This window comes from Mesorhizobium sp. M1050 (genome assembly GCF_040318715.1).
GTDB lineage: Bacteria > Pseudomonadota > Alphaproteobacteria > Rhizobiales > Rhizobiaceae > Mesorhizobium.
Map to the genome: position 1 here is coordinate 39,021 of NZ_JAMYMV010000030.1, position 24,264 is coordinate 63,284.

Annotated in this window: 22 protein-coding genes and 2 pseudogenes; 18 read left to right on the plus strand and 6 right to left on the minus strand. The window is 61.4% G+C overall.

From position 1 onward, the window contains the following. The first annotated feature begins 908 nt into the window (after positions 1 to 908). Positions 909 to 8,309 (plus strand): hypothetical protein, encoded by a 7,401-nt coding sequence (locus tag NKH57_RS17775; RefSeq protein WP_352945780.1) that lies wholly within the window; start codon positions 909 to 911, stop codon positions 8,307 to 8,309. Positions 8,310 to 8,326: 17 nt separating this feature from the next. On the opposite strand, the gene NKH57_RS17780 is transcribed toward NKH57_RS17775, so the two are convergent. Beyond that, complete coding sequence (locus NKH57_RS17780) at positions 8,327 to 9,259, minus strand: LysR family transcriptional regulator (protein WP_352945782.1); 933 nt, start codon at positions 9,257 to 9,259, stop codon at positions 8,327 to 8,329. Positions 9,260 to 9,262: 3 nt separating this feature from the next. Beyond that, a pseudogene (locus NKH57_RS17785) lies at positions 9,263 to 9,848 on the minus strand (L,D-transpeptidase). An 85-nt stretch (positions 9,849 to 9,933) separates the two neighbouring features. On the opposite strand from NKH57_RS17785, the gene NKH57_RS17790 reads away from it, so the two are divergent. The 13 genes from NKH57_RS17790 to NKH57_RS17850 all read left to right on the plus strand — a co-directional run bounded on the left by NKH57_RS17790 (position 9,934) and on the right by NKH57_RS17850 (position 19,765). Continuing rightward, positions 9,934 to 10,866, plus strand: coding sequence for a hypothetical protein (locus NKH57_RS17790; protein WP_352945784.1), 933 nt, complete (start codon positions 9,934 to 9,936; stop codon positions 10,864 to 10,866). An 18-nt stretch (positions 10,867 to 10,884) separates the two neighbouring features. After that, the gene (locus NKH57_RS17795) at positions 10,885 to 11,517 is read left to right on the plus strand and encodes a hypothetical protein (RefSeq protein ID WP_352945786.1); all 633 of its coding nucleotides are present in this window, start codon (positions 10,885 to 10,887) and stop codon (positions 11,515 to 11,517) included. Between the two features lie 80 nt (positions 11,518 to 11,597). Continuing rightward, on the plus strand, positions 11,598 to 12,368 hold the full coding sequence (gene sctJ, locus NKH57_RS17800; protein ID WP_352601165.1) for a type III secretion system inner membrane ring lipoprotein SctJ: 771 nt from the start codon (positions 11,598 to 11,600) through the stop codon (positions 12,366 to 12,368). Continuing rightward, positions 12,365 to 12,994 (plus strand): SctK family type III secretion system sorting platform protein, encoded by a 630-nt coding sequence (locus NKH57_RS17805; protein ID WP_023758736.1) that lies wholly within the window; start codon positions 12,365 to 12,367, stop codon positions 12,992 to 12,994. The genes sctJ and NKH57_RS17805 overlap by 4 nt, the downstream gene beginning before the upstream one ends. Then, a complete protein-coding gene (sctL, locus tag NKH57_RS17810) occupies positions 12,991 to 13,608 on the plus strand; it encodes a type III secretion system stator protein SctL (protein WP_352945788.1) in 618 nt (205 codons plus the stop codon). The genes NKH57_RS17805 and sctL overlap by 4 nt, the downstream gene beginning before the upstream one ends. Next, positions 13,605 to 14,963 carry a FliI/YscN family ATPase gene (locus NKH57_RS17815; protein WP_352485939.1) on the plus strand — a complete coding sequence of 453 codons (1,359 nt, stop codon included), beginning with the start codon at positions 13,605 to 13,607 and terminating at the stop codon, positions 14,961 to 14,963. Before sctL ends, NKH57_RS17815 begins: the two co-directional genes overlap by 4 nt. A gap of 13 nt (positions 14,964 to 14,976) precedes the next feature. After that, positions 14,977 to 15,438 carry a hypothetical protein gene (locus NKH57_RS17820; RefSeq protein WP_156938522.1) on the plus strand — a complete coding sequence of 154 codons (462 nt, stop codon included), beginning with the start codon at positions 14,977 to 14,979 and terminating at the stop codon, positions 15,436 to 15,438. A 78-nt stretch (positions 15,439 to 15,516) separates the two neighbouring features. Then, the gene (sctQ, locus tag NKH57_RS17825) at positions 15,517 to 16,575 is read left to right on the plus strand and encodes a type III secretion system cytoplasmic ring protein SctQ (RefSeq protein WP_352485938.1); all 1,059 of its coding nucleotides are present in this window, start codon (positions 15,517 to 15,519) and stop codon (positions 16,573 to 16,575) included. Then, the gene (sctR, locus tag NKH57_RS17830; protein ID WP_352485937.1) at positions 16,568 to 17,221 is read left to right on the plus strand and encodes a type III secretion system export apparatus subunit SctR; all 654 of its coding nucleotides are present in this window, start codon (positions 16,568 to 16,570) and stop codon (positions 17,219 to 17,221) included. Before sctQ ends, sctR begins: the two co-directional genes overlap by 8 nt. 16 nt (positions 17,222 to 17,237) lie before the next feature. Beyond that, entirely contained in the window at positions 17,238 to 17,507 is a 270-nt protein-coding gene (locus tag NKH57_RS17835) for an EscS/YscS/HrcS family type III secretion system export apparatus protein (RefSeq protein ID WP_023758730.1), read from the plus strand. 9 nt (positions 17,508 to 17,516) lie between these two features. Further along, positions 17,517 to 18,332, plus strand: a complete 816-nt coding sequence (sctT, locus tag NKH57_RS17840) for a type III secretion system export apparatus subunit SctT (protein ID WP_352485936.1) — start codon at positions 17,517 to 17,519, stop codon at positions 18,330 to 18,332. A 170-nt stretch (positions 18,333 to 18,502) separates the two neighbouring features. Further along, on the plus strand, positions 18,503 to 19,351 hold the full coding sequence (locus tag NKH57_RS17845; RefSeq protein ID WP_352485935.1) for a D-glutamate cyclase family protein: 849 nt from the start codon (positions 18,503 to 18,505) through the stop codon (positions 19,349 to 19,351). 42 nt (positions 19,352 to 19,393) lie between these two features. Further along, a complete protein-coding gene (locus NKH57_RS17850; RefSeq protein WP_352945792.1) occupies positions 19,394 to 19,765 on the plus strand; it encodes a hypothetical protein in 372 nt (123 codons plus the stop codon). A 783-nt stretch (positions 19,766 to 20,548) separates the two neighbouring features. Here the strand turns inward: NKH57_RS17850 and NKH57_RS17855 are convergent. Further along, a complete protein-coding gene (locus NKH57_RS17855; RefSeq protein WP_352485934.1) occupies positions 20,549 to 20,740 on the minus strand; it encodes a hypothetical protein in 192 nt (63 codons plus the stop codon). Between the two features lie 59 nt (positions 20,741 to 20,799). Here NKH57_RS17855 and NKH57_RS17860 point away from each other — a divergent pair, with 59 nt between their 5' ends. Genes NKH57_RS17860 through NKH57_RS17870 form a run of 3 tightly spaced genes read left to right on the plus strand, consistent with a single transcriptional unit; the run spans position 20,800 to position 22,599 of the window. Continuing rightward, entirely contained in the window at positions 20,800 to 21,030 is a 231-nt protein-coding gene (locus NKH57_RS17860; protein ID WP_352945794.1) for a hypothetical protein, read from the plus strand. After that, positions 21,027 to 21,362, plus strand: coding sequence for a helix-turn-helix domain-containing protein (locus NKH57_RS17865; protein WP_502904095.1), 336 nt, complete (start codon positions 21,027 to 21,029; stop codon positions 21,360 to 21,362). Before NKH57_RS17860 ends, NKH57_RS17865 begins: the two co-directional genes overlap by 4 nt. Next, on the plus strand, positions 21,355 to 22,599 hold the full coding sequence (locus NKH57_RS17870; RefSeq protein ID WP_352945796.1) for a type II toxin-antitoxin system HipA family toxin: 1,245 nt from the start codon (positions 21,355 to 21,357) through the stop codon (positions 22,597 to 22,599). Before NKH57_RS17865 ends, NKH57_RS17870 begins: the two co-directional genes overlap by 8 nt. A gap of 31 nt (positions 22,600 to 22,630) precedes the next feature. Here NKH57_RS17870 and NKH57_RS17875 read toward each other — a convergent pair whose 3' ends face one another. The 3 genes and pseudogenes from NKH57_RS17875 to NKH57_RS17885 all read right to left on the minus strand — a co-directional run. Beyond that, positions 22,631 to 22,789, minus strand: a complete 159-nt coding sequence (locus tag NKH57_RS17875; RefSeq protein WP_156938521.1) for a hypothetical protein — start codon at positions 22,787 to 22,789, stop codon at positions 22,631 to 22,633. Then, complete coding sequence (locus NKH57_RS17880) at positions 22,786 to 23,199, minus strand: c-type cytochrome (RefSeq protein WP_352945798.1); 414 nt, start codon at positions 23,197 to 23,199, stop codon at positions 22,786 to 22,788. Before NKH57_RS17880 ends, NKH57_RS17875 begins: the two co-directional genes overlap by 4 nt. Before the next feature lie 295 nt (positions 23,200 to 23,494). After that, positions 23,495 to 24,073 (minus strand): annotated as a pseudogene (locus NKH57_RS17885) (sensor histidine kinase); the annotation flags it as partial. 22 nt (positions 24,074 to 24,095) lie between these two features. On the opposite strand from NKH57_RS17885, the gene NKH57_RS17890 reads away from it, so the two are divergent. Further along, the gene (locus tag NKH57_RS17890; RefSeq protein WP_352601115.1) at positions 24,096 to 24,209 is read left to right on the plus strand and encodes a hypothetical protein; all 114 of its coding nucleotides are present in this window, start codon (positions 24,096 to 24,098) and stop codon (positions 24,207 to 24,209) included. Positions 24,210 to 24,264: the final 55 nt, after the last annotated feature.

Here is a 24,264-nt window from a genome sequence, read left to right on the forward strand (position 1 = left end):
GCTGACCACTAAGCCCGATGGCAGCATGACGCTGCACAACAACACCACCGGCACCGACCTGAAGATCGAGGCAGGAAGCACGCAGGCCGCTTTGGCCAGGACGCTATTGGCGGTGAACCCCAACAGCAGCAATTTCGAGGAGGCAAAGGAAGGCCAGGTCGTGAAGACCTTTGTCGAAGGGCTGTTGGCCGGTGAGACCTTGCCCAGCCTCATCGACGCCGCGGAGAAGGCCGGACAGGACAAACAGGCCTTGATCGACAAATACGGTTTGGGCACGGCCGCCAAGCCCAAGCTGGATGGGCAAAACAGGGTTGTCGATCCGTTCGGCGATCCGCCACAGGGCAACGCACCTTCCGGCGGGAAGTGGACGCCGATGAAGATCGACGGCGTCTGGACCTGGGTCGATCCCCAGGTCGCCCAGGCCATCATTTCCGAGAACATCGCCCTGTCGCGCATCACCGAGACGCGAGCTCTGGCCGGCCAGCAGCAGGAGCAGTTCAACGTCGATATGCTCGATCCCGCCTACAAAGATGCCGTTGATGGCGCGCAGACCATCATAAACAGGGCACTGGCGCCTAACGGTCTGCAATGGACCGCGCAGAAACCGAAGGGCACGCTCGCCGATGCGCGGGAGCGGCTGAGCAAGGCCAACACCTTGCTACAGAACGCACGCGATGCCCGTGGCGAATATGAGAATGCCGCACGCGTCCTCAAGGATGCCATTGCCGGGCAGAGCAAGCTGACGCCGCTGGGTGATCCCGATGCAACAGCTGTCGGCCCTGTCAACGGCCCGAACCGGTATACCGAACACGCTCAGGGTGTCGCCGAGCACGCGGCCGTCGACAAGCTGTTTTCCGAGGTCGGCCTGCATTCTGAGCAAGGGCGACAAGCTCACCATCGATTTCCTGGTGGGCAAGGCCGAACTGGACGGCGTCCCCACGGACTCGAAGGAATACAAGGACCTCAAGGCGCTGCAGACGACAGCAGGCAGTCAGCTCGAACTGGCGCAGGCCTACCAGAACTACTTCGACGCTCATACCACTGCCGCACAGGTCGGCGCGCAGCAGACGGATCTCGAGCAAAAGCTGCTTGGCCAGTATCTTGGCGAACAGGAGTTCGACCCCAACGAGGAATACAACCGGTATAGCGGCGACTACCTCGGACACTACAAGACATCGACGCTCGAGGTCCGCGACGGCCAGCTCTGGGTCGTCAATCATTTCGACAAGGGAACGACGGAGCAGCAGCTCACCTACAGTCTGAACGACAAGAATGTCACGGACGAATATCGGGACCGCCAGCTCAACAAGGATTGGCAACAGCTTCTGAGCGGTTCGACGGAGAAGATGTGCACCGCCAACGGCCTGGAAACCGCGAAGGCCGGCGAGGCGCAAGCGGCAAAGAATCTGAACGATGTCCTAGACAAGCAGCTCGGCAACAGCATCACCGATCTGAAAACGAAGCTGACGAGCCTGCAGACCAACTTCAACAATGCGCTGACGCAACACGGGCCTGGAGCGGTCGATGCGCCCCAAGGGACGCTGCCCGATGGCGTGCAGCCGGTCGAAATCGAGGTCGCAGGACAGACGATCAAGGTGGCGCCGGAGGTTGCCCAGAAATACAACCAGACAGGGATCGATGCGCTGACCCAGGGCGGCAAGGCAATCTGGATCGACCTGGACACACAGGATAACGATCATGGTGGCCGCTGGGTCGACCCCGAACTGGCGGTCTCCAAGCTCAAGCTTGATGCGACAAGAGCTCAGATAGCACAGGCCGAGGATCTGCGCCGAGTGGTGCAAGGGTTCAGCGATTACCATGAGCTTCGGCTCAGCGATCCCTCGCTCTTGGCCGACCGCAACAGCATGGTGGACAAGACCTATCTGGACGAACATCAGCAGCAGACGCTCGACGGCATCTATCAGCCGAAGTTCCAGCAACTGCTCGACAGCGGCTACGACAACGAGTTCCGGGAACAACCTGGTCCGACCCTCGATGACACGGTCGCCAGAACGTTCGGCCTGAATTCTTCGACCGATGATGGCCGCGAGGCGATCGAGAATGTGACGCATGAGATCCGCGATATTGGCGGCGACGATCCGTATGTGCGCAGCGTGCCGATCTTCTATGTCGACGACGAGGTCGGGACGCAGCAGGTCACGCTCTTTGCCGTGCGCGACGGAGACGGCAGCACTCGCTATGTCGACGTGACAGGCGAGAAGTTCGACGACCTCGGCGACTTCCAGGACAACAACACCCAGTTTGGTGAGAGCGGCAAGCTCGTCGTTCCCAAAGGACTGGAGATGAAGGCGGGAGACGACGGCAAGATCGCGCTTGAAGTGGTGAAGGCGCGCAACGTCTCGGTCTGGGACAAGGTCGTCGATCCGCTGGTTGGCATCGGGACCGGCATCGCCACCATCCTGTCGTTCACGCCGGCCGCGCCGATCGCGGCCCCGCTGGCCTATACGGGTGCTGCCTATCTCGGAACCCGAGCGGTCATAAACCAGGTCAACCATCTGGAACATGGCGGCGAGTGGGACGATAGAGAGTCACTGATGAACATCGCCAGCGCGGCGACCACGGTTCTGCCCATGGCATCCAGCGGCCTGCGCACCATTGGCCTGGCAGGAAAGGAAATAACCGCGCTGCAGGCTTTCCGTGGCAGCATAGGTGCGACACGATCCGGCTCTTCCCTGGCGCTCGAAACCCGCGGCTACATGCAATCGACCGCCGGCCTGAACAAGGCGGCGTGGGGAATGGATGTCGGCTCGGTGATTGTCGGCGCACCCTTGCTGGCGACCTCTGCCTACGATCTTGCCGTCAACGGAGATCAGATGAATGGTCTCCAGCTGGCCAATGCGCTTACCGGTCTTGGCACCGGCATCACCGGCACGGGCCTCGGCATCCACGGCCTGCGTACGTTGCGGCCGGGAACGGGCACGCAGGCGAGCTCCAACGGTCCGGACGCCAGTCCGCCACCGGGCAGCGACGGACCGCACCAGCAGCCGCCTGGCGGCAACGGACCGCGGCAATTGCCGCCGGCGCCGGAGCCCAATTCCTCGGGGCGCCCAATGAATGTCTATGAGATCGGTGCCGATGGCGTTTACAGGCCGACAGGGAAGCAGGTTTTCCACGACCCCAGCCATCCGGTGATACCTGGAGAAGTGATCAAGGCCGATGATGGCAGGGGCGATGGTTCGACAATGCAGCCGGGCCACGATCCTCAGGGGTCGACCCCGCCCGGTACTGCCCATCCCGCCGATGGCGATCCCATTATCGTACCGGGCAAGCCGACAGGACAAGACGGAACGGTGCGCCTCGTCTGGGACCCGGAGACACGCAGCTTTGCCGGCACGCCCGGACACGACACGAGCGGGTATGTCTACACCAGCGGCAAGGATCCGAGGACGCCCTCGGCCTATCTCGACGGCTTGACCGTCGAACAGCTTGTGGCCCGCTACGAGCAGGAGAAGGGCTATTATTCCAGCCGCGAGATGGCCGAGCGCTATGGGCCGGACGGCGTTCAGATTCCGCGCACGCTGCTTCGTGACATTCTGCCGGACTTCCGCGTCGGTGTCACCTTCCGGGTCCGGTTGAACACCGGCGATGCATTCGGGATCGGCTCGCCGACAATCGCGGCCATTGGCTTCGGTGTCGGAACCAAGACCGATGTCGGCATGATCGGGTGGTCGATCGTCGACAGCGTCAGCCAACGCAGCCTGACGCCGTTCAAGGACGCACTCGGCACCCAGGGCGTCGTATCCTACCGGGCACGCGAATACAGGAACATCACAGGCCTCCAGGCCGGTGTCTGGCCGGTGTCCAATCAGACGGCCTTCCCGGTTCGCAGCAGCGATCTGTCGGCGGCGGCGAGCAAGGCGATATTCAGCGATGCGACCGGCTATGACGCCAAGCCGCTGGACGCTGCCATCGTTGGGATGACACCCGATGGCGAAGGCACCGTGATCGAGATGGCCTACACGCCTTTGCTCAAGGGCGAGGAGGTCACGCTGGCACCTGGCCAGCATGACTTCTTTGGCGTGCCGGCGGAAAACAGATCCGGCCACGTCCAGCTGCAAGGCGCGCTTCCGTTCGACCGTGTCATGACCGAGACCAAAGCCGGTATACGCCTGCCGATCGTGGCCAATCATGTCGCGGCGGTGGACCAGATGCCGCGCGTCGGCTTGGAGAAGCGCCCGGAACTGTCCGTGAAGGACACGTTCCAGCCGGGCGACATCGTGTCGACGCAGGCATACCACCAGATCCAGTCCGCTCTCGGCTCGACAAGCCTGAAAATCCAGTTCGCGGTCAAGGACCCGGCGAAGGCGTCCGAACTCATCGCAGCCATCGGCCAGGGCGATGGCATCCGCTCGATCCGTGATCTCGTCAACGCCGGCCAGATCGATCCGTCGAACACGGTTTCTCTGGTCGATGAGCCGACGCTGAGCGGATTGCGTCTTTCGGCAGTACCGGGCAAGGCGCCGACGGCAGACATCGTTTTGCTGACCGGCGAGAAGGCTCGAATTGTAAATCCCGAGGCGATGCTGGTCGACGTCATCTTCAACGATCACAACAGGCTGCCTGGCGTAGTGGGTTTCAATCCCGACCGGATGGTCACGTCCGCGACCTACAAGGTGAAATCGACGGTACAATCATGGCTTCCCGCGCGCTTCCAACCCGACGGATCACCGCAGTCCCGCTACATGCCGAGCGCCGGCAACATCTATAAGAACCTCTACGGTTCGCACGGCACCCCGGCCACGCGCTACACGCTTTCACTCTCGACGCATCCTCTGCCTGCAGGTGCGTTGAATTTCAGCGCCGAGGTGAGAATCCAGTACAAGTCCAGAGCGGCCAGCATCGCGCCGTCGATCGCCAAGAACGAAACCGCGACACTGACCTTCGATCGCGCCGACGGGCAAAATGAGGAATTGACGATCCCCGCCTGGCTCGCCCACGCCGTGGAAACCTCGCGCGACGGGGCGGCGACAGGCATCCCGAAGGGCGGCAAGGCCTCCCTGGAGCAGTTCCTCGGCGAACTGGAAAAGAATGCAAGACCCGACCAGCGCGCGGCGATCGAGCAGTTCCGGACGGAATTCGGCCCATCGATCGTCGATGGCGGCTTCATGCGCCAGAACGTTGCCGACGGCGTGCTGACCTTCCTCTCCTCGCAGGTGGGCAGCCGCCGAAACGGCCCGATCCAGATAAGGGACGAGCACGGTCAATCCGTGACCGCCACCCGTTATGGACCGCTGCCAAAGAGCGCAGAGAATGTCTATGTGCCGCCCGCCGACGGACCGCCAGCGCGCGGCGACGAACCGGAGCTGATGCACAAGTCGCATATTCTGTTCCGCGATCCCGAGACCGGAGAGGCATACGTCCTGCCATGGATGCGCGGCGCCTCCGAGGACCATGTGCCGGGCACTCAGGGGCGGCCGGAGGGCGAAAGCGTGCCGCCGGCGGCGAACCCTGCCAGGAAGGCAATCGAGGCGGCGCCTCCCACGACCTATTCGCTGCAACAGGTCCGCAACATGCGCCAGCCTGAGAAATGGCAGGCCGGCGAGATCTATACGCGCGAACTCAATGGGTCGCCTGGAGAAGCGCATTTCCCGGTCGATGCCAACCTGGGTGGGTCCCACCCCGTCTCAGGCGTGGGTGGGCGATATGTGGATTCGCCCGTCTTCAAGAGCGACGACGTGATCGAGGCGATCGAGGTCAAGACCTATCATTGCTGGACGACGATCAACGGCGTCGCGCAGATGCGCGAAGTGCCGCTCACGCCGAAACTGCAGGAGCAGATCAACAAGGATGTGGCACTGCGGAACGAGAACCCGGGCTATCAACCGCGCTGGGTTTTCCTCGATGCGCCGCCTTCCGCGGACTTGCAGCGGGCGCTCGACGATGCGGGAATTGTCGGCAACATCTTCGGACACAACAGACCCGCCACGGCTGCGCCGCAGCTACAATCGGCAACGGCCGGAACCGGTCCCGGCCGAACCCTGCAGCTCAAGGACGAGAGCGGCAAGGTGATCACCGCGACAATGTTGGGCACCGAGCCGAGGGGCTCGGAACAGGTCTATGTGCCGCCTTCCGACGGGCCTCGCGCGCCGGCCGATGCACCGGAGCTGGCGGACAAGACGCACATACTGGTGTACGACCCCGACACCGGCGAAGCCGTCGTGCTGCCGTGGATACGCGGTGCTTCCGGCGGCCACGCGCTCACCCGAGATGGCGTCAGGGCGACTTCGCTTGACCAGGTGCCGGATCTCAACATGGCCGATTTCGAGCCAAACCAGATCCCCTGGCTCAGGCGTGAGCAGGTGGCCGAACTGACGGAACAGCAGTTCCGCGACATGGATCAGGCCGGCTTGCTGCCCTCTCTGACCAGGAGCCAAATGCGGGGTATCGCGAAGGCAAAGATAGGCCAGGTCAACATCGCGGGCCTCGACGGGAAACAGATTCCTTGGCTGACCGAGGGCCACATCCGGAATATGACCGGCCAGCAGTTCCGGGATCTCGGCAAAGCCGGTTTGACGCCTCACCTGACGAAACCACAATTGCAGGCGATCAAAGGAGACAAGGTCGAGTTTGTCGACGTGTCGAAGTTGGAAGCGCGCCAGGTTCCGTGGTTCAAGCCCGGCCAGGTCGCGAAGTTCACGTCACAGCAATTCAAGGATCTGGGCGAGGCCGGATTGCTGAAGAACCTCACCGAGCGCCAGGTTGCGGCGATCCCCGAAACCATGGTCGGTTCCGTGGACGTGGCGAAGCTCGATCCCAAGCAGGTGCCGTGGCTGACCGCGAAGCAGATCCCGGCGTTGACCCGCGATCAATGGGGCGCCTTCACGATCCACCACACCGAAGCGCTGACCCAGCCGCAAATCGAAGCGGTGACACCAAAACAGTTCGAGGAAATGAGCCCCGGCCAGTTCCGCAAGTTCACGCTTGAGCAGTTCGAGTGGATGAGCTGGGATCACACGAACGGCCTCTCCGTGCTGCAACTGACGACCTATCGGGCAACCCATAAAAAGGCGATGACGCCGGATCAAGCGACCCGCGTCGATCTGGCGCTGAGCCATGCCAGGATGAGGGAAAACGCTCAGGCGCTCGCTACCTTTGGTGGCATGTCGACCACCTCCTACACGCTGTGGACTTCGTTGCCGCCAACTTGGACCGCCACCGCAAGTGGAGTGGCATTTGGCGTGCGAGGCTTCGTTTTCGGGGCGCAGGCGCTCTTCCCCAACGCAACCGCGGCTCACAAGCCGTTCGGGCGATTCCTCAACGCGCTCGGCGGAGCCACATTCATTGCCGCAGCACCAGGTGCCGCGACCGGGATGATCCAGGGTAAGGATCTTGTCGTCAACAGCACGTTTACGCTCGGCAACGTCGTCTATGGCACAAAGTCGATGCTGCAGTCGTTCACCGGCAGACCGGTGATCCGAAACCTGGCCGAACATCTGGCTGGACCAGGCTATGTGCTTGGCTGCGCCGTCTATACGCTGCATTCCTGGCCGGCGCCGATCGCAACAGTCGCCGGCACCATGTTCACGTTCGGCTGCGCGGAATTCTGGGCGTCGGCCATAAGGACGGACCGAATTAATAGCCGTTCGGTACCGCGAACCGATGCCGATATCGCGGCGGCGGAAAAGTCCGACAAGAGATGGACCGCATGGGATCGGTGGACCCTGGGCATCACCTTCGGCGTTGGAATGCTTCTCTTCTCGCTGGACTCCCTGCTCGCGGAGCCTTGGAAGGGCGCGAAGACGGCCCCTCCACCCGACCCGAAAAAACCGGCTGGCGATGCCTCGTCCCAGCGATCCGATGATCCTTCGGACGTTCCAGGTGGGGAACAAACCCCGCCAGAGACCTTTCCGCAACTTGTCGTCCAAGCGGATGACGGCCTGAATTTGCGGACCCAGCCCGACGGGCATTCGGCAGTGGCGACGGTTCTGCAACCCGGCACATTCGTCGAACAGACCGCGAAACCTTCGACCGATCCTTCGGGAGAAGCCTGGATACCCGTCGCAGGTTTCGGACCGGACGGCGAAATGCATAGCGGCTGGGTCTCCGGCGACTATGTCGATGTTCACCCCAAGGGCAGCAGCAATTCCGAGGGCCGCACGAATCCAACGCTGGAGAAGAATGGCTATCAGTGGGTCGACGTCAAGAACGGCGACTCTATCCGCCTGATCGCCAGGACCCATTCAGCGGATGTGGCGGCCACGGTGGTGCTCAACATGGATCATATCCTGAGTCCGGACATGATTTTCTCCGGCGACCGCATCTACCTGCCGGTCACGTCGGTCGGCTGAAGAACTGCCGGCCCAATCTAGCGTCCGTCAGCAGGCTGCGCCTTGCCGCTTCTCGCGGCATAGGCGTGCGCGACGCAGGCGGCCAGCTTCGCCGCCCGCTCCACTATCGGATTGGATGGTTCGGAAGAATAGGAGGCGGTAAACCGCAGGTCGGACGGGTGCCATTCGCAGTCGACAATGCGCAATGTGCCGCTTGCGGTATAGTCGTGGACGACTTCCTCGGGGAGCGAGGCTATCCCGATACCGTTGAGAGTCATCTTGATGGAGGCGGCCAGCGAATTGGCCGGAAAGATACGCGGCGTCTTTTCCAGTTCGCTGGTGAGCTTGCGGTAAAGTTCGCTGTAGGGTCTGGTGGTGCGCGCGTAGCTGATGATCGGAAACTGCATCAGATCATTCAGCGTCAGCTTGCTTCGGTTGGCCAATTTCAATTGCGGCGAACAGACCCAGACGAGCGGAAAGGATGGCAGCTCGATGTTCTCGATGCTGTGCTCCAGAATCGGGCCCATCAGCACTGCAAGATCGAGCCTGTGGGACATGAGTTCGTTGCGAAGGGTCGTCGTCGCATCAACGACAATATCCGTATCGACAAGCGGGTAGTTTGCTTGCAATTCCTTCAGGAAATCCGGAAGCCAGGTGTGCACGATGGATTCGGCAACCCCGAGCCGAAGCACCCCTGCCGTCTCTGAAAGAGAGTTGGCCGCCAGCTGCAGCCGTTCCGCTACGCGCAGGACCCGTTGAGCAGGTGGCAGCAGCCGTTGTCCCTCGGCGGTCAGCCTGACGGTGCTGCTGTGCCGTTCGAACAGCTTGGCGCCCAGCGCTTCTTCCAGGCCGGCAATTCGGGTGGATACCGCCGGCTGCGTCGTGTTCAGGCGTTCCGCTGCCTTTCGAAAGCTTCCGAACGTGGCAACCAGGAGAAAGGTTTCGAGCTGCTTGATGTTGAAAGGGATCACGATTCAATGCCGCACAATAATCTGAGCTCCAATCTTTACGCGGTCATATAGATCGATAACGTCTTCATTGGTCATGCGGATGCATCCCGAGGAGTTGGCCTGTCCGACGGTCCATGGCTGGTTGGTGCCGCGGACGCGATAAAGCGTATTTCCGATATAAAGGGCGCGGGCGCCCAATGGGGTTTGGTCCTCCCGCGACATGAGCGGGCAGCAAGCGACCCTTGGATGCTTTCCCGGATCGCATATCGGCAGGCGGTCGCCAATCCGGCCAGTTTCTCTTGCTCGAAATCGTGTCGCGACCGGCCCACTCCAGGCCCTCCTTGCCAACCCCCACTGCATATCGCAGCGCTTTGCCGTCCCCAAGGATGTAGTAAAGACGCCGCTCCGTGGTGTTGATGACGATCGATCCCTTCGGTTGAGCCTCGCTGAAGTTCACGACTTGCCTTGGGATCGCTAACCGCTCCGGCAGCATTCCTTCGTCCGACGTCTGGTCGGGAGCGGAAGGGGAGACCAGCACATTTCTCGCCTGATCGTAAGTCCAGCATCTAGGGTCATAAGCGCTGTTCGATTGGGCCTGCGCTGAAGCCATGGCGGCAACCAGCGTGGCAGCAACCAAGGCTGCCGCTGCCAGTCTCCGGCTGAGACGTGGGCCGAACAGGATACTGCCTCCCGCTATGCTGGCGGGAGCGAACGCGTTCGCGAGCAGGGCCCTGTTTGCCACCACCGACACCTTTCTGCATCCAGGCGTTGAACAGGGGATCACACACGGGTCCCGCCTGATTCCAGCGCGCACCATATCGCTTTGCTCACTGTTCGCAACATTTGGCACCGAACTAGCATCGGCAATCCAATTGGACTTCCAATTTCGCAGTGCGCACGATACAGTGAACCCGGCGGGCAAAACCATGAAGCGAGCGATGCGGGTCACCACTCGTGGGTCGCTTGCAATAGGACAAAAGTTGACGGGACGCGGTATTTGCCATGCGGATCGGTTGTCGGGAGCCAGGGCTGCCTTTGTCGCCTGTGGCCTTGCCGTGGTCCTGGCGCTCGGCTTTGGCTCGCAGCACGCATACGCTGCCGAACCGCGATGGCCACCTGGCCCTTACAAATACATCACGGTCGACCAGTCGGTGGCAGACGCGCTGGTCGAGTTTGGCCGCAACATGCGAGTGCCGATGCGCGTCAGCAAGCTTGTAAAAGGACGCCTGAGCGCCGGCATGCCGGCGGGGACGGCCCACGAGTTTCTGGAACAGATTTGCAATCGATACGGGCTGGTCTGGCATTTCGACGGCATCGTCATGAACGTTGCGACCGAAGCCGAAATCCAGACGGAAATGATCCCGCTTGATGCAAACACGGCTGCCGGTGCGGAAGATCGGCTTTCGCGGCTGGGCGTCATCGATCCGAGGTTTCCGGTAAAGGTTTCCAAGCAAGACGATGTCGTCTCGGTATCGGGGCCACCCTCCTACATCGAACTGGTCAGGAAAACGCTCGGAGTTCCCGCGGCAACGGGCACGAAGCCGGAGCCGGGCAAGGTTGTTTCGGTCCGCGTTTTCCGCGGAAGGCAGGTGGAGGCGTATGACGTCCCCTCCGCCGAGAAGAACTAGGGAACGGGAGGCAGGTTCATGGAGATCGCACCGATTGGAGCCTTGGAGGCTACGCTTGCAAACTTGACCACCAGCATAAGCTCACAACAGCAGATCACCGCTGGCGCCGCGGCGCAGCCTGGCAATCGAATGGCCAGTGCCAAGCAGGAAAAGCACGACGCCGTGAGGGTCAACACGCCTGAGCGCGGTGATGTCGCCACACGGGAAGGTCAGCAGGTGGCACAAGCGTCGTCCGGTGCCAATCCGGCAATGGCTGGGCAATCCTCCAAGCCGGAAAGGACGGAAGCGATCGTCGAACGCCAACTCTTCGACTATCTGGCCGAGGCAGAGAAGGCAGGGGGCGGGGCGTTCACGGATCCGTCGGCCCTGTTCGGGTCGGCCGTTCGGTCGTTGGACGGAACCATGCAGCAGGTCCAGAAAGCCCTGGGCCAGACGAACGCCCCGGTGAGCGCCGATGCAGCTACGGTGCAGGATGCCGCCGGCAAGACGGCCCCGTCAGGCAAGGAAGCCGAAAATTCCCCGGCAAAGAATGCCGAGCAACTTCTCGAACGGTCCATTTCGGTGATGTGGGCAGCCGCCAATCTCGAGGTAGTGACGAGCAGCGTGACGGCCGTCACGTCGTCCACCAGCACGCTGATCAAACAACAGTGAATGCCGCGGGGTTTTTCGTGCCGACGCTAACCTTGCCGTGGCGGTCAACGCTATTGAATCGATGCGGCGCCCGGTGGCGCGTGGCGTTGATTGTTATCGGCATGCTTGCGTTGCAGGCGTGCTCGGAGGAGCTCTATTCCAACCTCAACCAGCGGCAGGCCAACGAGATCGTGGCCACGTTGATGCGTCATGGGATTCCTGCCCAACGCGAGACCGCTAAAGATGGGAAAATGACGGTTTCCGTGCAGAAAAATCGGTTCGCCGACGCAATGGCGATTCTGGATGAAAGCGGATTGCCCAAACAGGAATTCCAGACGCTGGGCGACGTGTTCAAGAGAGGTGGGCTGGTGTCCTCGCCGGTGGAAGAGCGGGCGGCGATGATCTATGGCCTGAGCCAGGAGCTGTCGCAGACGATCTCGGATATCGACGGCGTGCTTTCCGCGCGCGTCCATCTTGTCCTGCCCGAAAACGATCCGCTGAGACAGCAGCTGGTGCCGTCGTCCGCCTCCGTCTTCATCCGGCATCGCGCATCGGTTCCGATGAATGAGCTGATCCCACAGGTCAAGATGCTGGTGGCCAAGGGTATCGCCGGACTGACCTATGACAATGTTTCCGTCACCCTCATTCCGGTAACGGCGGCGGCCCCCGAGCAGGGAACCGGCGAGGCGGGCTTCACGACGTTCCTCGGCCTTTGGTTGCATCCGGACAGCGTCGTCGCCGCGATGTGGCTGTTCTACGGCATGGCGGCGGCCATACTCGCGCTGGCTGCCCGGCTGGCCTACCTCCAGTGGTACCGACAGCCCGGCGTCTATGCGCTCGATGCTTCGGCAATGTCTGTGAAAAAGACATGACCGAGACCGGCTCGAAGCAAACCGCCAGCCCGGAATGGCAGGCATTCGTATCCAACCCCGCATCCTATGTGGATGCGGCCAGGCTCGCGGAATGCCTTGACGGCACGATCGGCGAGGCTGCCTGCGAGCGCATGCTGCAGTCGCGACGCCTGCATGAACGATTATCGGAGCTTCTGGTGGAGCGTCATAAGCTGTCTTCAGCAGTCGAAGAGCCGGCCGACGAGGTTGATCGAGCGATCGCCTTGTCCTCCGGCGAGGAGCTGGAGGAACTTGCGCTTCGCGCCGGCGCGATCTACTGGGCCGGCAGTCTGGCCGCTGTCATTGTTGGACGCGAAGCGGCCGCGTGGCAGGCAGCGCTTGGCGCGGATCTCTGCGCTTTCGCGGTCGCCAACCGAGATCTGGCCGGTCCGATGCAGCGGTTGGAACCCCTGGAGGACATTTACGGCCGTGTCTATGCCCACGGCCTGAGTTGCCTTGGCGCCTGGTGTCAGGCGATGCCTGGCGATACGAGCATGCGGGTGCGCCTCAAGCTGGTGCCGCACGAGCTTGTCGATCAGACGGCAGGCGAACCCTTTGCCGAGACCGGTCCCGCGATTGTTCGACGAGCGATGAGCTCGGCGGGATGATCGAACCGGGCAAAGCGACCGATGCCGTGCCGGGGCGCCCTTTCGCCCGGATCCTGCGCGCCGCCGAGGTGCGCGCCCTGCAGGATGGGCATGCCTTTCTCGATGAAGCAAGGCGCGATGCGCAGCAGTTGCGTGATGCCGCTCGGCGAGCCTATGCGGCTGAATATGCGCAGGGCTATGAAGACGGCAAGGCGCAAGGCGATGCGGACGCCACACGCTTGATCAGCGAGACGGCGGTCAAGGTGGACCACTATTTTGGCGGGCTGGAAGCCGAAGTCATCAGCCTGGCCCTCGATGTCGTCAGGCGAATGCTTGGAGAATTCGACGTCAGCACGCTTGTCGCGAAGGCGGCAAGGCAGGCTGTGATTGAAATTCGCCGCGCCAAATATCTGAAAGTCCGAGTTCATCCCGCTTCCGTCGACAGGGTTCGCGATGAGCTGGACGCTGTCTTGCGCGAGAGTGATCTGGGCATGACGGTCGAGATCGACGCGGATGACGCATTGGCAACCGGCGCCTGCATCGTTTCGACCGACTTTGCCGTCGTCGATGCCAGCATCGACGCGCAGCTCCAAGCCATAGCTGCCGCGATTGCGTCAAAGGCGGAGGTTCCATGAAAGAGCCCGCTATTGATATCGAAAGCCGTCTGGCGTCCCTCATTCCGAACCTGCGCTCCGCCCTCCGCAACGATGCCAGCCGGCCGAGGAAAGGGCGTGTACGGCGGGTCACCGGCACGATCATCCATGCGACCGTCGAGGAGGCCCGGATCGGCGAGATATGCGAACTGGTCGACCCCAGGACCGGCAAGACGACCAAGGCGGAAGTCGTCGGCCTCATGGACGAAATGGCGATCCTTGTTCCGCTTGGCGATCTGAGCGGTCTTTCAAGCCTGACGGAGGTCGTCGCGACCGGAAAGGACCAGCGTGTGCCCGTCGGTCCCGGGCTTCTCGGCCGGGTGATCAGCGCGCTCGGCGAGCCCTTGGACGGCAAGCCGCTTTCGCAGGATGGCATGACCGGCAGCTATCCGGTCAATGCCTATCCGCCATCTCCGCTGGAGCGCAGCTTGATTTCCGAGCCGATCCAGCTCGGAATCCGCGTCCTCGACGGGCTGCTCACCTGCGCGCGCGGGCAGCGCGTCGGCATCTTCGGCGAACCTGGCGTCGGCAAGTCGATCCTGCTTTCCGACATCGTTAGAGGCACCGATGCCGATGTTGCCGTGGTCGCCCTTGTTGGAGAGCGCGGACGTGAAGTGCGTGAGTTCCTCGAACATCAGCTTGGACCGGAAGGGCGGCAGCGGGCAATCGTCGTCGTCGCGACCTCCGACCGGCCTGCCATCGAGCGCGTCAAGGCCGCCTATGTGGCGACCAGCATTGCCGAATATTTTCGCGACCAGGGTAAGCATGTGCTGCTTACGATGGACAACATAACGCGGTTTGCCCGTGCGCAGCGCGAGATTGGCCTGGCCTCGGGCGAGCCATCGACGCGTCGCGGCTTTCCATCTTCGCTGTTCGCGGTCTTGCCCCGCCTGCTCGAGCGCTCAGGCCCCGGCCGCGTCGGTTCCATCACAAGCCTCTACAGCGTTCTGTTGGAAGGCGACGGCACGCTGGATCCTGTCGCCGAGGAAATTCAGGCGCTCCTCGATGGCCACGTCTTCCTGTCGAACGAACTCGCGCAGCGGAACCATTTCCCGGCCATCGACGTCCTGCGCAGCCGAAGCCGCCTCATGGATGCGGTTGTACCGCCGGCCCATCGGTCTGACGCCAGCCGCCTGCGTGAGTTGCTTGCCCGCTACGCCGACATCGAACTTCTCCTGCGGGTCGGTGAATACGAAAAGGGAAGCGATGCCGTCGCGGACGAGGCGGTGGCGAAGATCGATGCCATCAACGCCTTTCTGCGTCAGGCGTCCGCTACACACGAGAGCATCGACAAGACGCGCCAACTCATGCGGGAAATCGTCAATGAAAGATCGTGACATGATCGCTCGATTGGGCGACCTCAGACGCCGCCGGGAAGAACGCGCCAAGGAAGGCGTGATCAGAAGGCACGCCGCTGCGCATCGGGCCGCGAAGGAGGTTCAGGCGGCAGCCGCTGCGGTCACCGAACACCTCCGGCGCACGGTTGACGCAGAAGAGGCAGCGTTCGGTTCGCTGGTTGGGCAGCCGGTAAAGGCTGCCAGCTTCCATCGGCTTCAGGGACGGTTCGAAATCGCCGCCAGAAAAACCGAGCAGTTGCGCGAAAACGAGAAGATTGCCGGCGCCGCCGAGGAGCGACGGAAAGAGGAGTTGTCGGCAGCCCGCAATGATCATCGTGCGAGCCTGAAGGCGGTGACGAAGCTGGATGGCCTGTTGGAGCATCTGACCAAACGCAGCGCGCGCCGTCGCCTCGCTCTTTCCGAGCTTGTCGAGGAAGAGGAACGCGATCCGCCGCGCTTGCCAACAGAACGATAGCCCATCCGTGATCGTGGATATGGAAGTGTAATGCCTCAGGCCCTGGCGTCGGCAAAAACGAAAGCGCGCGGAAAACCGGTGAAACGCTCAGCAGGACTGCCGGGCGTCGGCGAACGGCTGACACTGGAATCCGTCGCGGCCGCGGAAGTCGGGGCATTGAACGCCTTCTACCGCCGCCGCGCCCCAGCGCAGATCACCATCGCGGGGAAGGCAATGACGATTGCTGCCGTCTGGCCGGCGGCGAACCCTGCGGACCAGCGGCTGTGCACGATTGCGTTCACCGTCGCAGGCAAGGTCGCCAAATTGCGCCTGCCGCTTTCTGTGGTCGAACGAGCCTTCGCCAAGGCGGACGAGCTGGTCGACATGAAACGACTGGCGCCCACTCACGCCGCACTGCTGCTGGAATCCGCATTCGAAGAGGACCTCGAAAGGATTGAGAGCAAGCTGGGTGAGAGGATCGCGCTCACCTCGGTTGAGCGAAGAGATACGGTTTCGGAGCAAATCCCCCTCGCTTTTGTCATGGCCGGCAACGACGAAACGATAGACTGCGTGTTGAACACGACGGACGCCGGCCTGGCGGTTCGGATCGGCCGCCTTCTCGACGAGATCGGCAAAGCGAGGCCGCCGATTCCGGCCGAATTCCCACTGTCGGTGTGCCTTCGACGTGGCGCGCTGACGATCACCCTTGGCGAGCTTCAAAGCCTGCAGCCTGGCGATGTGGTGCTTTTCAGGGATGCGGAGGAAGAACGCATGGCGGCACTCATCATTGCCGAGCGTCTTTATGCGCCGGTGACCTTGACTGCCGGTGGGCCGCAATTGCTTGCCGCGCCGTCTGCAATCGCTGGATCGAATTGGGAGTGGACCATGAACCAGAACACGCCGCCGCCAGCCGGCCAGACATTGGAAGAGTCGACTCTGGACGAGTTGCCGGTCGCGCTTGCCTTCGAGATCGGCCGCACGGCAATGCCTCTTGGGGACGTAAGGCAGCTTGCGCCCGGCGCTATCATTGCGCTCACCGATGTAACGCAGGAGACTGTCGACATCATCGCCAACGGCAAGCGTGTCGGTCGTGGCGAGATCGTGCGGATTGGGGAAAACCTGGGCGTGCGGATCGTCCGTATGTTCGACAATGCTTGAGAATTCGCCCAACCTCCTTGGGATTCTGATCGCTGTAGGCTTCGTCGGGTTGCTGCCGCTGGCCGTCGTCACGATGACGGGCTTCCTGAAAATTTCGGTCGTGCTGTTTCTTGTCCGCAACGCGCTTGGCGTCCAGCAGATGCCGCCCAATCTGGTGCTCTACGGAATAGCGCTTGTGCTTACGGTCTATGTCACCACGCCGTTGCTGAGCGAGATGTCGGGCCGGCTTCAGGAAGGACAAGTTCAGTTCCAGACTACGGACGACCTTGCCAGGGCGGCACAAATGGTCAGGGAACCATTGCAGCGACATCTGATGAAATTCACCCAGCCGGAAGAACGGCAGTTCTTTCTCGATGGCACAAGCCGCCTGTGGCCGGAACAGGCGCGGCAGAATCTCAAGGATGACGATCTCTCGATCCTTGTTCCCGCCTTCGTCGCATCCGAGCTTACCCGCGCCTTCGAGATCGGCTTCCTGCTTTATCTTCCTTTCCTCATCATCGATATCGTTGTTGCGAACGTCCTGATGACGCTCGGCATGATCATGGTCTCGCCGGTTCTCATTTCGATCCCGCTGAAACTGTTCCTTTTCGTCGCAATTGATGGCTGGTCGCGGCTGATGCATGGCCTCATCCTGAGTTACGTCTGACACCGCTGGGGTTCCCATGAGCAATGACTTCATCCTGGCGAAGGTCCAAAGCGCGCTTCTGACGGTGCTGCTCGCGTCCAGTCCGGCGATCATCGCGGCGCTGGCTGTCGGCATCCTTGTCGGCCTTGCCCAGGCGCTGACGCAGATTCAGGACCAATCGCTGCCGCAGACGATCAAGCTCGTGGTGATCCTGTTGGTCATCATCGTCTTCGGTCCGCTGCTTGGCCAGCAGATCGCGGAGCAGGCCTCGACGGCGCTGGACGAATTCCCCGTCGTCACGCGCTGAGGCACGCGGATGCCGGTCGAACCACTCTTCGCGTCGGTCAAAGAGCTTCAGTTCTATCTTCTGGCAGGGGCTTTCGCGCTCGCACGCCTGACCGGTTTCATGCTCCTGATGCCGCTCTTTTCACGCGTGCCGCTATCCGGCCTTCTGCGCAACGGGGTGGCCCTGGCGTTGGCGGTTCCGGTCTTTCCGATGATCGTGACCAAACTGACGAACACCGATATCACGACAACGATGATCGTTCTGTACATGCTCAAGGAGGTCGTTGTCGGGGTGACGCTCGGGCTGGCAATGGGCATACCGTTCTGGGCGGCGGAGGCTGCGGGCGATATCCTGGACCTGCAGCGCGGTTCCACGATGGGGACCCTGATCGATCCGATGATGACCCATGAGACGAGTGCCACCGGCACCTTGCTCGCCGTCATCATGGTGACGATCTATCTGGCAGCCGGTGGCCTGCAGCTCTCCCTGACGAGCCTCTACGACAGCTACGGCCTTTGGCCGATCGACCAACTTCTGCCTGTGTTCAGCAAGGATGCTGCCTGGATATTTCTCGATCTGCTGAATCGCATCCTGGTGATGGCGTTGACCCTTGTGTTCCCGGTCGTTGTCAGCATGCTCTTGTCCGACATTGTGCTGGCTTTCCTGGCGCGCGCCTCGCCGCACCTGAATGTCTTTGCGCTCTCGCTGGTCGTCAAGACGCTGGTGTTCAGCCTCGTACTTGTCCTCTACGCGGCTTTCCTGCTCTTCTACATGAACCGGGACCTGGCCTTTCTGCACGAAGCAGCACGACAGATAGAAGCGATCGGCTGCCGCAGCTGCCAATGAGAGCGAAAGATTTATGAGCAGAGGCTAATAATAACAGAGGCCTCTGTTTGTCGACCAATAAATACAATTTATCGACGAGGAAAGATTCTGATAATTTGACAGGCGGCCGACCCGTCGATGATCTTACGCCTTCTCGACGTGTCTCTGAAACATGCACATCCTCGGAATCCATGGCTCGCCAGACCACTTCATTGATCTACGAGGACTTGCGACTGGTCGATGCAGATAGGCTGCGCAGACTGGTTAGAACGGGCGCCTATGATGGGCATACGGGAGGGCTTGCGCGCGGCAAATTGCAGGCCAACGTTGTGATTGTGCCCCGCAGCTTTGCCGGAGATTTCCATCAGTTTTGCGTCCGCAATCCGAAACCCTGTCCTTTGGTGGCCGTGAGTCGTGCCGGCAGTCCATTGCTCCCCGCCTTGGGTGACATCGATATCCGCACCGATGCGCCCCAGTACAACATCTATTGGTTTGGGGAGATGATCCGTCGGAAAACCGACATCATCGATTTGTGGCGGGATGACTTTGCCGCTTTTGCGCTAGGCAGTTCGCTTACCGTCGAGGCAGCACTTGCCGAAAAGGGCGTGAAACTCCGTCGCATCGACGTCGGAAAAACTTCTCCCAAGTTTAGAACCAGGATCGAGACCTTCCAAGTCGGATCGTTTGGTGGCGAAATGGTCGTCTCCATGCGCCCGATAAGACAATGCGACGTCGACAAGGTTCGCGCCCTTACCGCAGGTTTCCCGCATGCGCACGGCTCCCCCATCCATGTCGGGGAGCCGGTGACCATCGGGATACGAGATTTGATGGCTCCCGACTGGGGCGATGCGGTCGAAATCAGGGAAGGGGAGGTCCCTGTATTCTGGGCCAGCAGCCTGACCGCTCAAGACGCTCTTGCGCGTGCCGAACTCGCGATCTCGATCACGGTGTCGCCGGGCCATATGCTGATCACCGACGTGGATGCACAAGCCGTTAGAGCACTCAGTGTTCGGACGGACTTGAGAACCAGGGCCTGCTGAGGATGCTGTTCGACATATCGACAGTGTCGGCCGGAGGCTAGATTGATTGCCGACGGTGGTGCCACGCTGGCAGCAAGCCTCGGCAAAGCTGCATCCAGCTCAGTAAAGGTAATTTCAAGCGCTTCGGCTTCGTCCATCGTTTTCCTCGCCAATACACCATGCGCCACCCCATCGGAGCGGCAACTTGCATTCAGCATCCGGTGGAACAATCCGCCCTTCGCCGGGTTTCTCCCGCCGAAGGAGACCTTCATGATCCGTTGGCTTGTCAGAATCGGCGCACTCTATGTTGCGTATAAATTCGGTGAAGAAGTCGGGCGCGCTCAGGCTCGAGTTGATTTGCGCCTACGACCGCAGCCCGATTATGAGAGCACCCCGACCGCCCGTAACGAAGAGGAGTTCGGCGAGCCGATCTGATTGTCATTCGCCGGCCGTAGGTCGGGTCGGAGTTTCCATAGATCCGCCCAACCGAGGCGACACACCTGCACAGTGCCGTCGCTAAGGCGACGGTGTGGGGAAGTGGTCATGTTATGTCTTTGGGGAAATGGGCGCGATATGGCGGATATCGGAACGCCCCTATCCCCTAGAAAGCGGTGGATAAAAGTCGGCGCCGCCCAAATAGTTCTTGCTAATTTTTCTTTTTCGGCGCCAGCGTCTGCTGGGGCTTACTGAAGGCGAAATGCTAAACCGCGTAGCTTCCACCACATCTAATTTGCGCCATTTTAACTTTATTGTTCCCGACGACGTCATTGACGCTGTCGAGGGATATCTCTGCTTTTGTGCCGCCGGACGCATCGTTTCTACCTTTTCGGCAGTTCAAGCAGTGCGAGACAAAGTCCTAGACTGCGAGCTTTCCGACGAGCAGATTGAGTGTTACGCTGTATTGGCTGCGGTCGATGAAGGCCTAGCCGTCCACTTCGATCGGCGAGGACGACAACCGGATCCCTACTCGAGTTTGAGTAGGTGTCACTGGCATCTGGTGCCGATCTGGAAAACCAAGGTGCGGTTGCGAGTTGCCCACGTGTCATTTCGCCGGCCGAACGTAGTCGGTCCTGCCGGTCGTACCCCTCCGCTCATTATCATTGGCAGAACGCAAGCCAGGCCGCAGCGAATAGAATTCCTTCCATGAAACGCGCCTGCCGCGGAATGGTTCGGCGCTCTCCGTAGTGCTGGTGACGCTCGTTGATCGGGGTGCAAGGTTCATGCTGCTTTAACACTGTCGCGCAGTGATGGGATAATCTCGCCATCGCCCACATCCACCATCACGACGAACGACAGGTTTTCGTTGTCGTCCTGCCTGTAGGTGACGCCAACCACCTCAACCGACGCGCCGTCGTTGTCTTCTGCCTGAAAAGCGGCGATCGGCATCATCACAATGCCGAGGCCCGCCATGCTCCAGATGCTGGCCCGTGTTCGCTGAGTTCGAGACGGCCATTCGCTCGGAGAGGCTGTTGGATGGGATTGCCAAGGCCAAGGCCATCGGCACCAAGTTCGGTCGCAAGGTCAAGGCAACCCCGGAGCGGATCTTCACCATGCGCGCCGATGGCGAGACCGGCCCTGAGGCGATGCGGGATCAGCGCTCACCTAAGGTCATGATGCCCAAACAGTTCCTACAAACAGATCAACCCCTTGACATTGACAGCACAAAAGATACTTATGCGTATCAAACTAGCTTTGAATGAAACTCATAGGTATCGCCATGCCATCGGAATATGCGGGCCTGCTTGAAATAGGTCACCTGCTGAAGCAGGCGCGGCTTACCGCGTCGCTGACGCAGGAGCAGGTCGCCGATATGGCCGGCATATCGCGTCCCCGATATCGCGACATCGAAACGGGCGCAGCCGCGGCACGTGCGACCACCCTGATGAACATCACCCGCGCCCTAGGCCTGGAGATGATGCTGATCCCACAGTCCATGGTTCCTGCCGTCAAGTCCTTGCTGCGACCGCATGACGACGATCTCCCCGCCTTTGTTTCCCAACCCGACGAGGATGATCGTCCCCCGAATGTTTAAAGCACCCAAGGCCATCCCCTCCCTTGACGTGCTGCTGAACGATCTGAAGGTCGGAACGATCGTCAGGACGCCAGGCGATTTCAAGGCATTCAATTTCGACGACGCCTATCGAGCGACCGGGGGCTTTCCCGTCCTCAGCCTTTCTTTCCGCGCGGCGGCAGGAGGATTGCGGAAGGATCCAAAGCCTCTTGCCGGGGCCTTACCTGCATTCTTCGCCAACCTTCTTCCAGAAGACAAACTGCGCGAAGCGATGGAGAAACACCACGCAGGCAATGTGCGCGCAGGAAACGATTTTGATCTGCTGGCCGCGCTGGGTGCGGATCTTCCCGGCGCCGTGCGTGTCTTGCCGACTGATGGCACGACGGCAGTTGCCGAGGATGCCTCAAAGGATAGGCCAAAAGCCCGGTTCTCGCTCGCGGGCGTACAGATGAAACTCTCTGTGATCAAGAACACCGGCAAGGAAGGTGGGTTGACCTTGCCTATGGGCGACGAGCAAGGCCAGTACATCGCCAAATTTCCATCGTCGGCGTTCCCCGGCGTCTCTGAAAATGAGTTTGCCAACCTAGCGCTGGCGGCGGCGATCGGCATGGACGTGCCCGAGCGCGAGCTTGTCGAGAAGTCCGATTTCGAGGGAATTCCCGAGGAGTTCGACACGCTGTCGGACGGCAAGGTTCTCCTCGTCAAACGCTTCGATCGCGTCGTTGGTCGTGAGCGCGTCCATATCGAGGATATCGCGCAGGTTTTCGGTGTCTATCCCTCGCGCAAATATGAGGGCGCCGCATATCATGACATTGCCTCAGCCCTGAGCGCGGCCGTCTCGCCGACGGCCGCGCTCGAATTCGTGCGCCGTCTGGCGCTGACGGTCATCACCGGCAACGGCGACATGCACCTCAAAAACTGGTCGCTGATCTACCGGGGCCCTGGCGACAAGCCAGAGCTTGCGCCAATTTATGACGTCCTGTCGACCGTGCCCTATATTCCCGCCGACTCGATGGCGCTCTCGCTCGGCGGCGAACGCTCCTTCAAGGCGCTCGCTGCCCCGCGATGGATGGCGTTCGCCAACCGTGCAAGGCTGCCAGAGCCGGCCGTGCTGAGGACGGTGATCAAGGTCGTCGAGCGCGTCAACGATCATTGGTGGAGCCTTCCGGAACGGGCCGTTATTCCGGAGAAGGTGCTCGAGCGGATTGATGAGCATGTGAAAATGATGACCCCGATACTCGGCACCTGCGCCGCATAAGGAGGGGAATCGCGGCGATGGGATGGCTCCCCTACTTGCGCAGATCGATTTCGGAAATGAAGGCCTCGCCGATATGTAGCCTGGCGCTGTAGCGGCCGATGTAGGTCGTCGTGCGCTCCTTGGCCGCCCACATGTTACCGTCCACCTCCTGGATCGGCTCCTCGACCAAGGGAGATTGGATTGATATCATCGAGTAAAAAACCAGTATGCCGTCATTCTCTGATGATCCGAGAGACCAACAAGCGGTCCAGGAACCCGGATGCCTTCGAACGCGACGTTCGCGAGCGCGATCGCCGCGCGCTGAGCGGCATTGGAAACGCCGAAAGTCATTTGGGTGCCAGGCACCATCTGACGCGGCGCTGTGAGGAAGGTGTCGAGCGACGAACTGTCCCAGACGATGTTCGACTCTCGCAACGCGGCTGAATAGCGTGCTCCCTCGATGCTGCCGGCCAGGCGGCCGATGACGCCAGACAGATGCGGACCGGCCCTGTTCTGGCCAGGCTCCATACTGTGGCACGCCCTGCAGCGCTGCCGGAACAGCCGCTCGCCGTCGGCCTGCTGCGCGGAAGCGGCGGCAGGCAACAGCAGGCCGGCGGCCAACAGCGTAGCCAGGGATGCGCGCGCTCGCATGATGGACGTCGCCACAGTTGCAACGCCAGCGGACATGAGGGGGTTGCGTGTCGTGCCTTGTGAATGGTTCATCGGATGGCCTCTGCGAAACGTTGAGGGGAGGAGCTTTGCTGCGGGCCGGAAGCTTCCGGCGGGACCAGCCGCTCGACAGCAACAGCTGGGCAGGGAAGGAGAGGATGCAGGTGGTGACTTGTCCTTCGTTGCGACGGCGATGATCTGATCGTGGCGCGGCAGCGCGGGAGTCCCGATTGCGGGACGGGTTCGGTCAAACCGGCAAGGATCGTAGTCCGGTCGGAGGGTTCGTCTCAGGCACAGGCGCCGGAACAAGGTGCTTGGCCATGTCGATGAGCGGCAGTCTGATGACAGCGCGAAGGCCGCCACTCCGGTTCTCCAGCACGATGTCGCCGCCGTGGTGACGGGCGATGGCGCGGGCGATTGACAGGCCGAGCCCGACGCCGCCGGTCTCCCGGTTGCGCGACTGCTCGAGGCGGAAGAAGGGAGCGAACACCTGTTCCATGTTGCCTGGCGGAATGCCGGGTCCTGCGTCCTCGACCACGATGTCCAGGCTATCGGCACTCCGCACCAGGCTCACCCTGGCCTGTTCGCCGTAGCGGACGGCATTCTCGACGAGGTTGCGGATCGCCCTGCGCAGGGAGTCCGGCCGGCCGCGGTACAGCACCTTGGGTCCATCGGCGACGGTGATGTCTTGGCCGAGCTCAGCGAGATCGTCGCAGAGGCTGCCGACCAGCGCCGAAAGATCGACGGTTCGCGTCTCCTCTACCGTGGCGTCCTCGCGCGCGAATGCGAGCGCCGCTTCCGTCATCGTCTGGATCTCCTCGATGGTCAACTGCTTCGACCATGGCGATATGACCTCGATCTGGGGTGGGTACAAGCAGACGGGCAACGGGCGCGACAAGTGCCTTGAGGCGCTATCACAGTACACGCAGACAAAATCGGTGTGGGTGAATCTCGGCGGCTGATACCTTGGAAGGCCGTCGAGCCCTGCGGGCCCCGGCGGCTCTCTTCTCGCCTCGC

What these genes read in the sequence shown, in the direction of transcription:
- NKH57_RS17835 (WP_023758730.1), top strand. Translation starts at nt 17,238, where the DNA reads ATGAGCAATGACTTCATCCTGGCGAAGGTCCAAAGCGCGCTTCTGACG.
- sctR (WP_352485937.1), top strand. Translation starts at nt 16,568, where the DNA reads ATGCTTGAGAATTCGCCCAACCTCCTTGGGATTCTGATCGCTGTAGGC.
- NKH57_RS17795 (WP_352945786.1), top strand. Translation starts at nt 10,885, where the DNA reads ATGGAGATCGCACCGATTGGAGCCTTGGAGGCTACGCTTGCAAACTTG.
- NKH57_RS17855 (WP_352485934.1), bottom strand. Translation starts at nt 20,740, where the DNA reads ATGGCGGGCCTCGGCATTGTGATGATGCCGATCGCCGCTTTTCAGGCA.
- NKH57_RS17790 (WP_352945784.1), top strand. Translation starts at nt 9,934, where the DNA reads ATGCTGGCGGGAGCGAACGCGTTCGCGAGCAGGGCCCTGTTTGCCACC.
- NKH57_RS17805 (WP_023758736.1), top strand. Translation starts at nt 12,365, where the DNA reads ATGACCGAGACCGGCTCGAAGCAAACCGCCAGCCCGGAATGGCAGGCA.
- sctL (WP_352945788.1), top strand. Translation starts at nt 12,991, where the DNA reads ATGATCGAACCGGGCAAAGCGACCGATGCCGTGCCGGGGCGCCCTTTC.
- NKH57_RS17890 (WP_352601115.1), top strand. Translation starts at nt 24,096, where the DNA reads ATGACCTCGATCTGGGGTGGGTACAAGCAGACGGGCAACGGGCGCGAC.
- NKH57_RS17870 (WP_352945796.1), top strand. Translation starts at nt 21,355, where the DNA reads ATGTTTAAAGCACCCAAGGCCATCCCCTCCCTTGACGTGCTGCTGAAC.
- NKH57_RS17845 (WP_352485935.1), top strand. Translation starts at nt 18,503, where the DNA reads ATGGCTCGCCAGACCACTTCATTGATCTACGAGGACTTGCGACTGGTC.
- NKH57_RS17865 (WP_502904095.1), top strand. Translation starts at nt 21,027, where the DNA reads ATGAAACTCATAGGTATCGCCATGCCATCGGAATATGCGGGCCTGCTT.
- NKH57_RS17875 (WP_156938521.1), bottom strand. Translation starts at nt 22,789, where the DNA reads ATGATATCAATCCAATCTCCCTTGGTCGAGGAGCCGATCCAGGAGGTG.
- NKH57_RS17815 (WP_352485939.1), top strand. Translation starts at nt 13,605, where the DNA reads ATGAAAGAGCCCGCTATTGATATCGAAAGCCGTCTGGCGTCCCTCATT.
- sctT (WP_352485936.1), top strand. Translation starts at nt 17,517, where the DNA reads ATGCCGGTCGAACCACTCTTCGCGTCGGTCAAAGAGCTTCAGTTCTAT.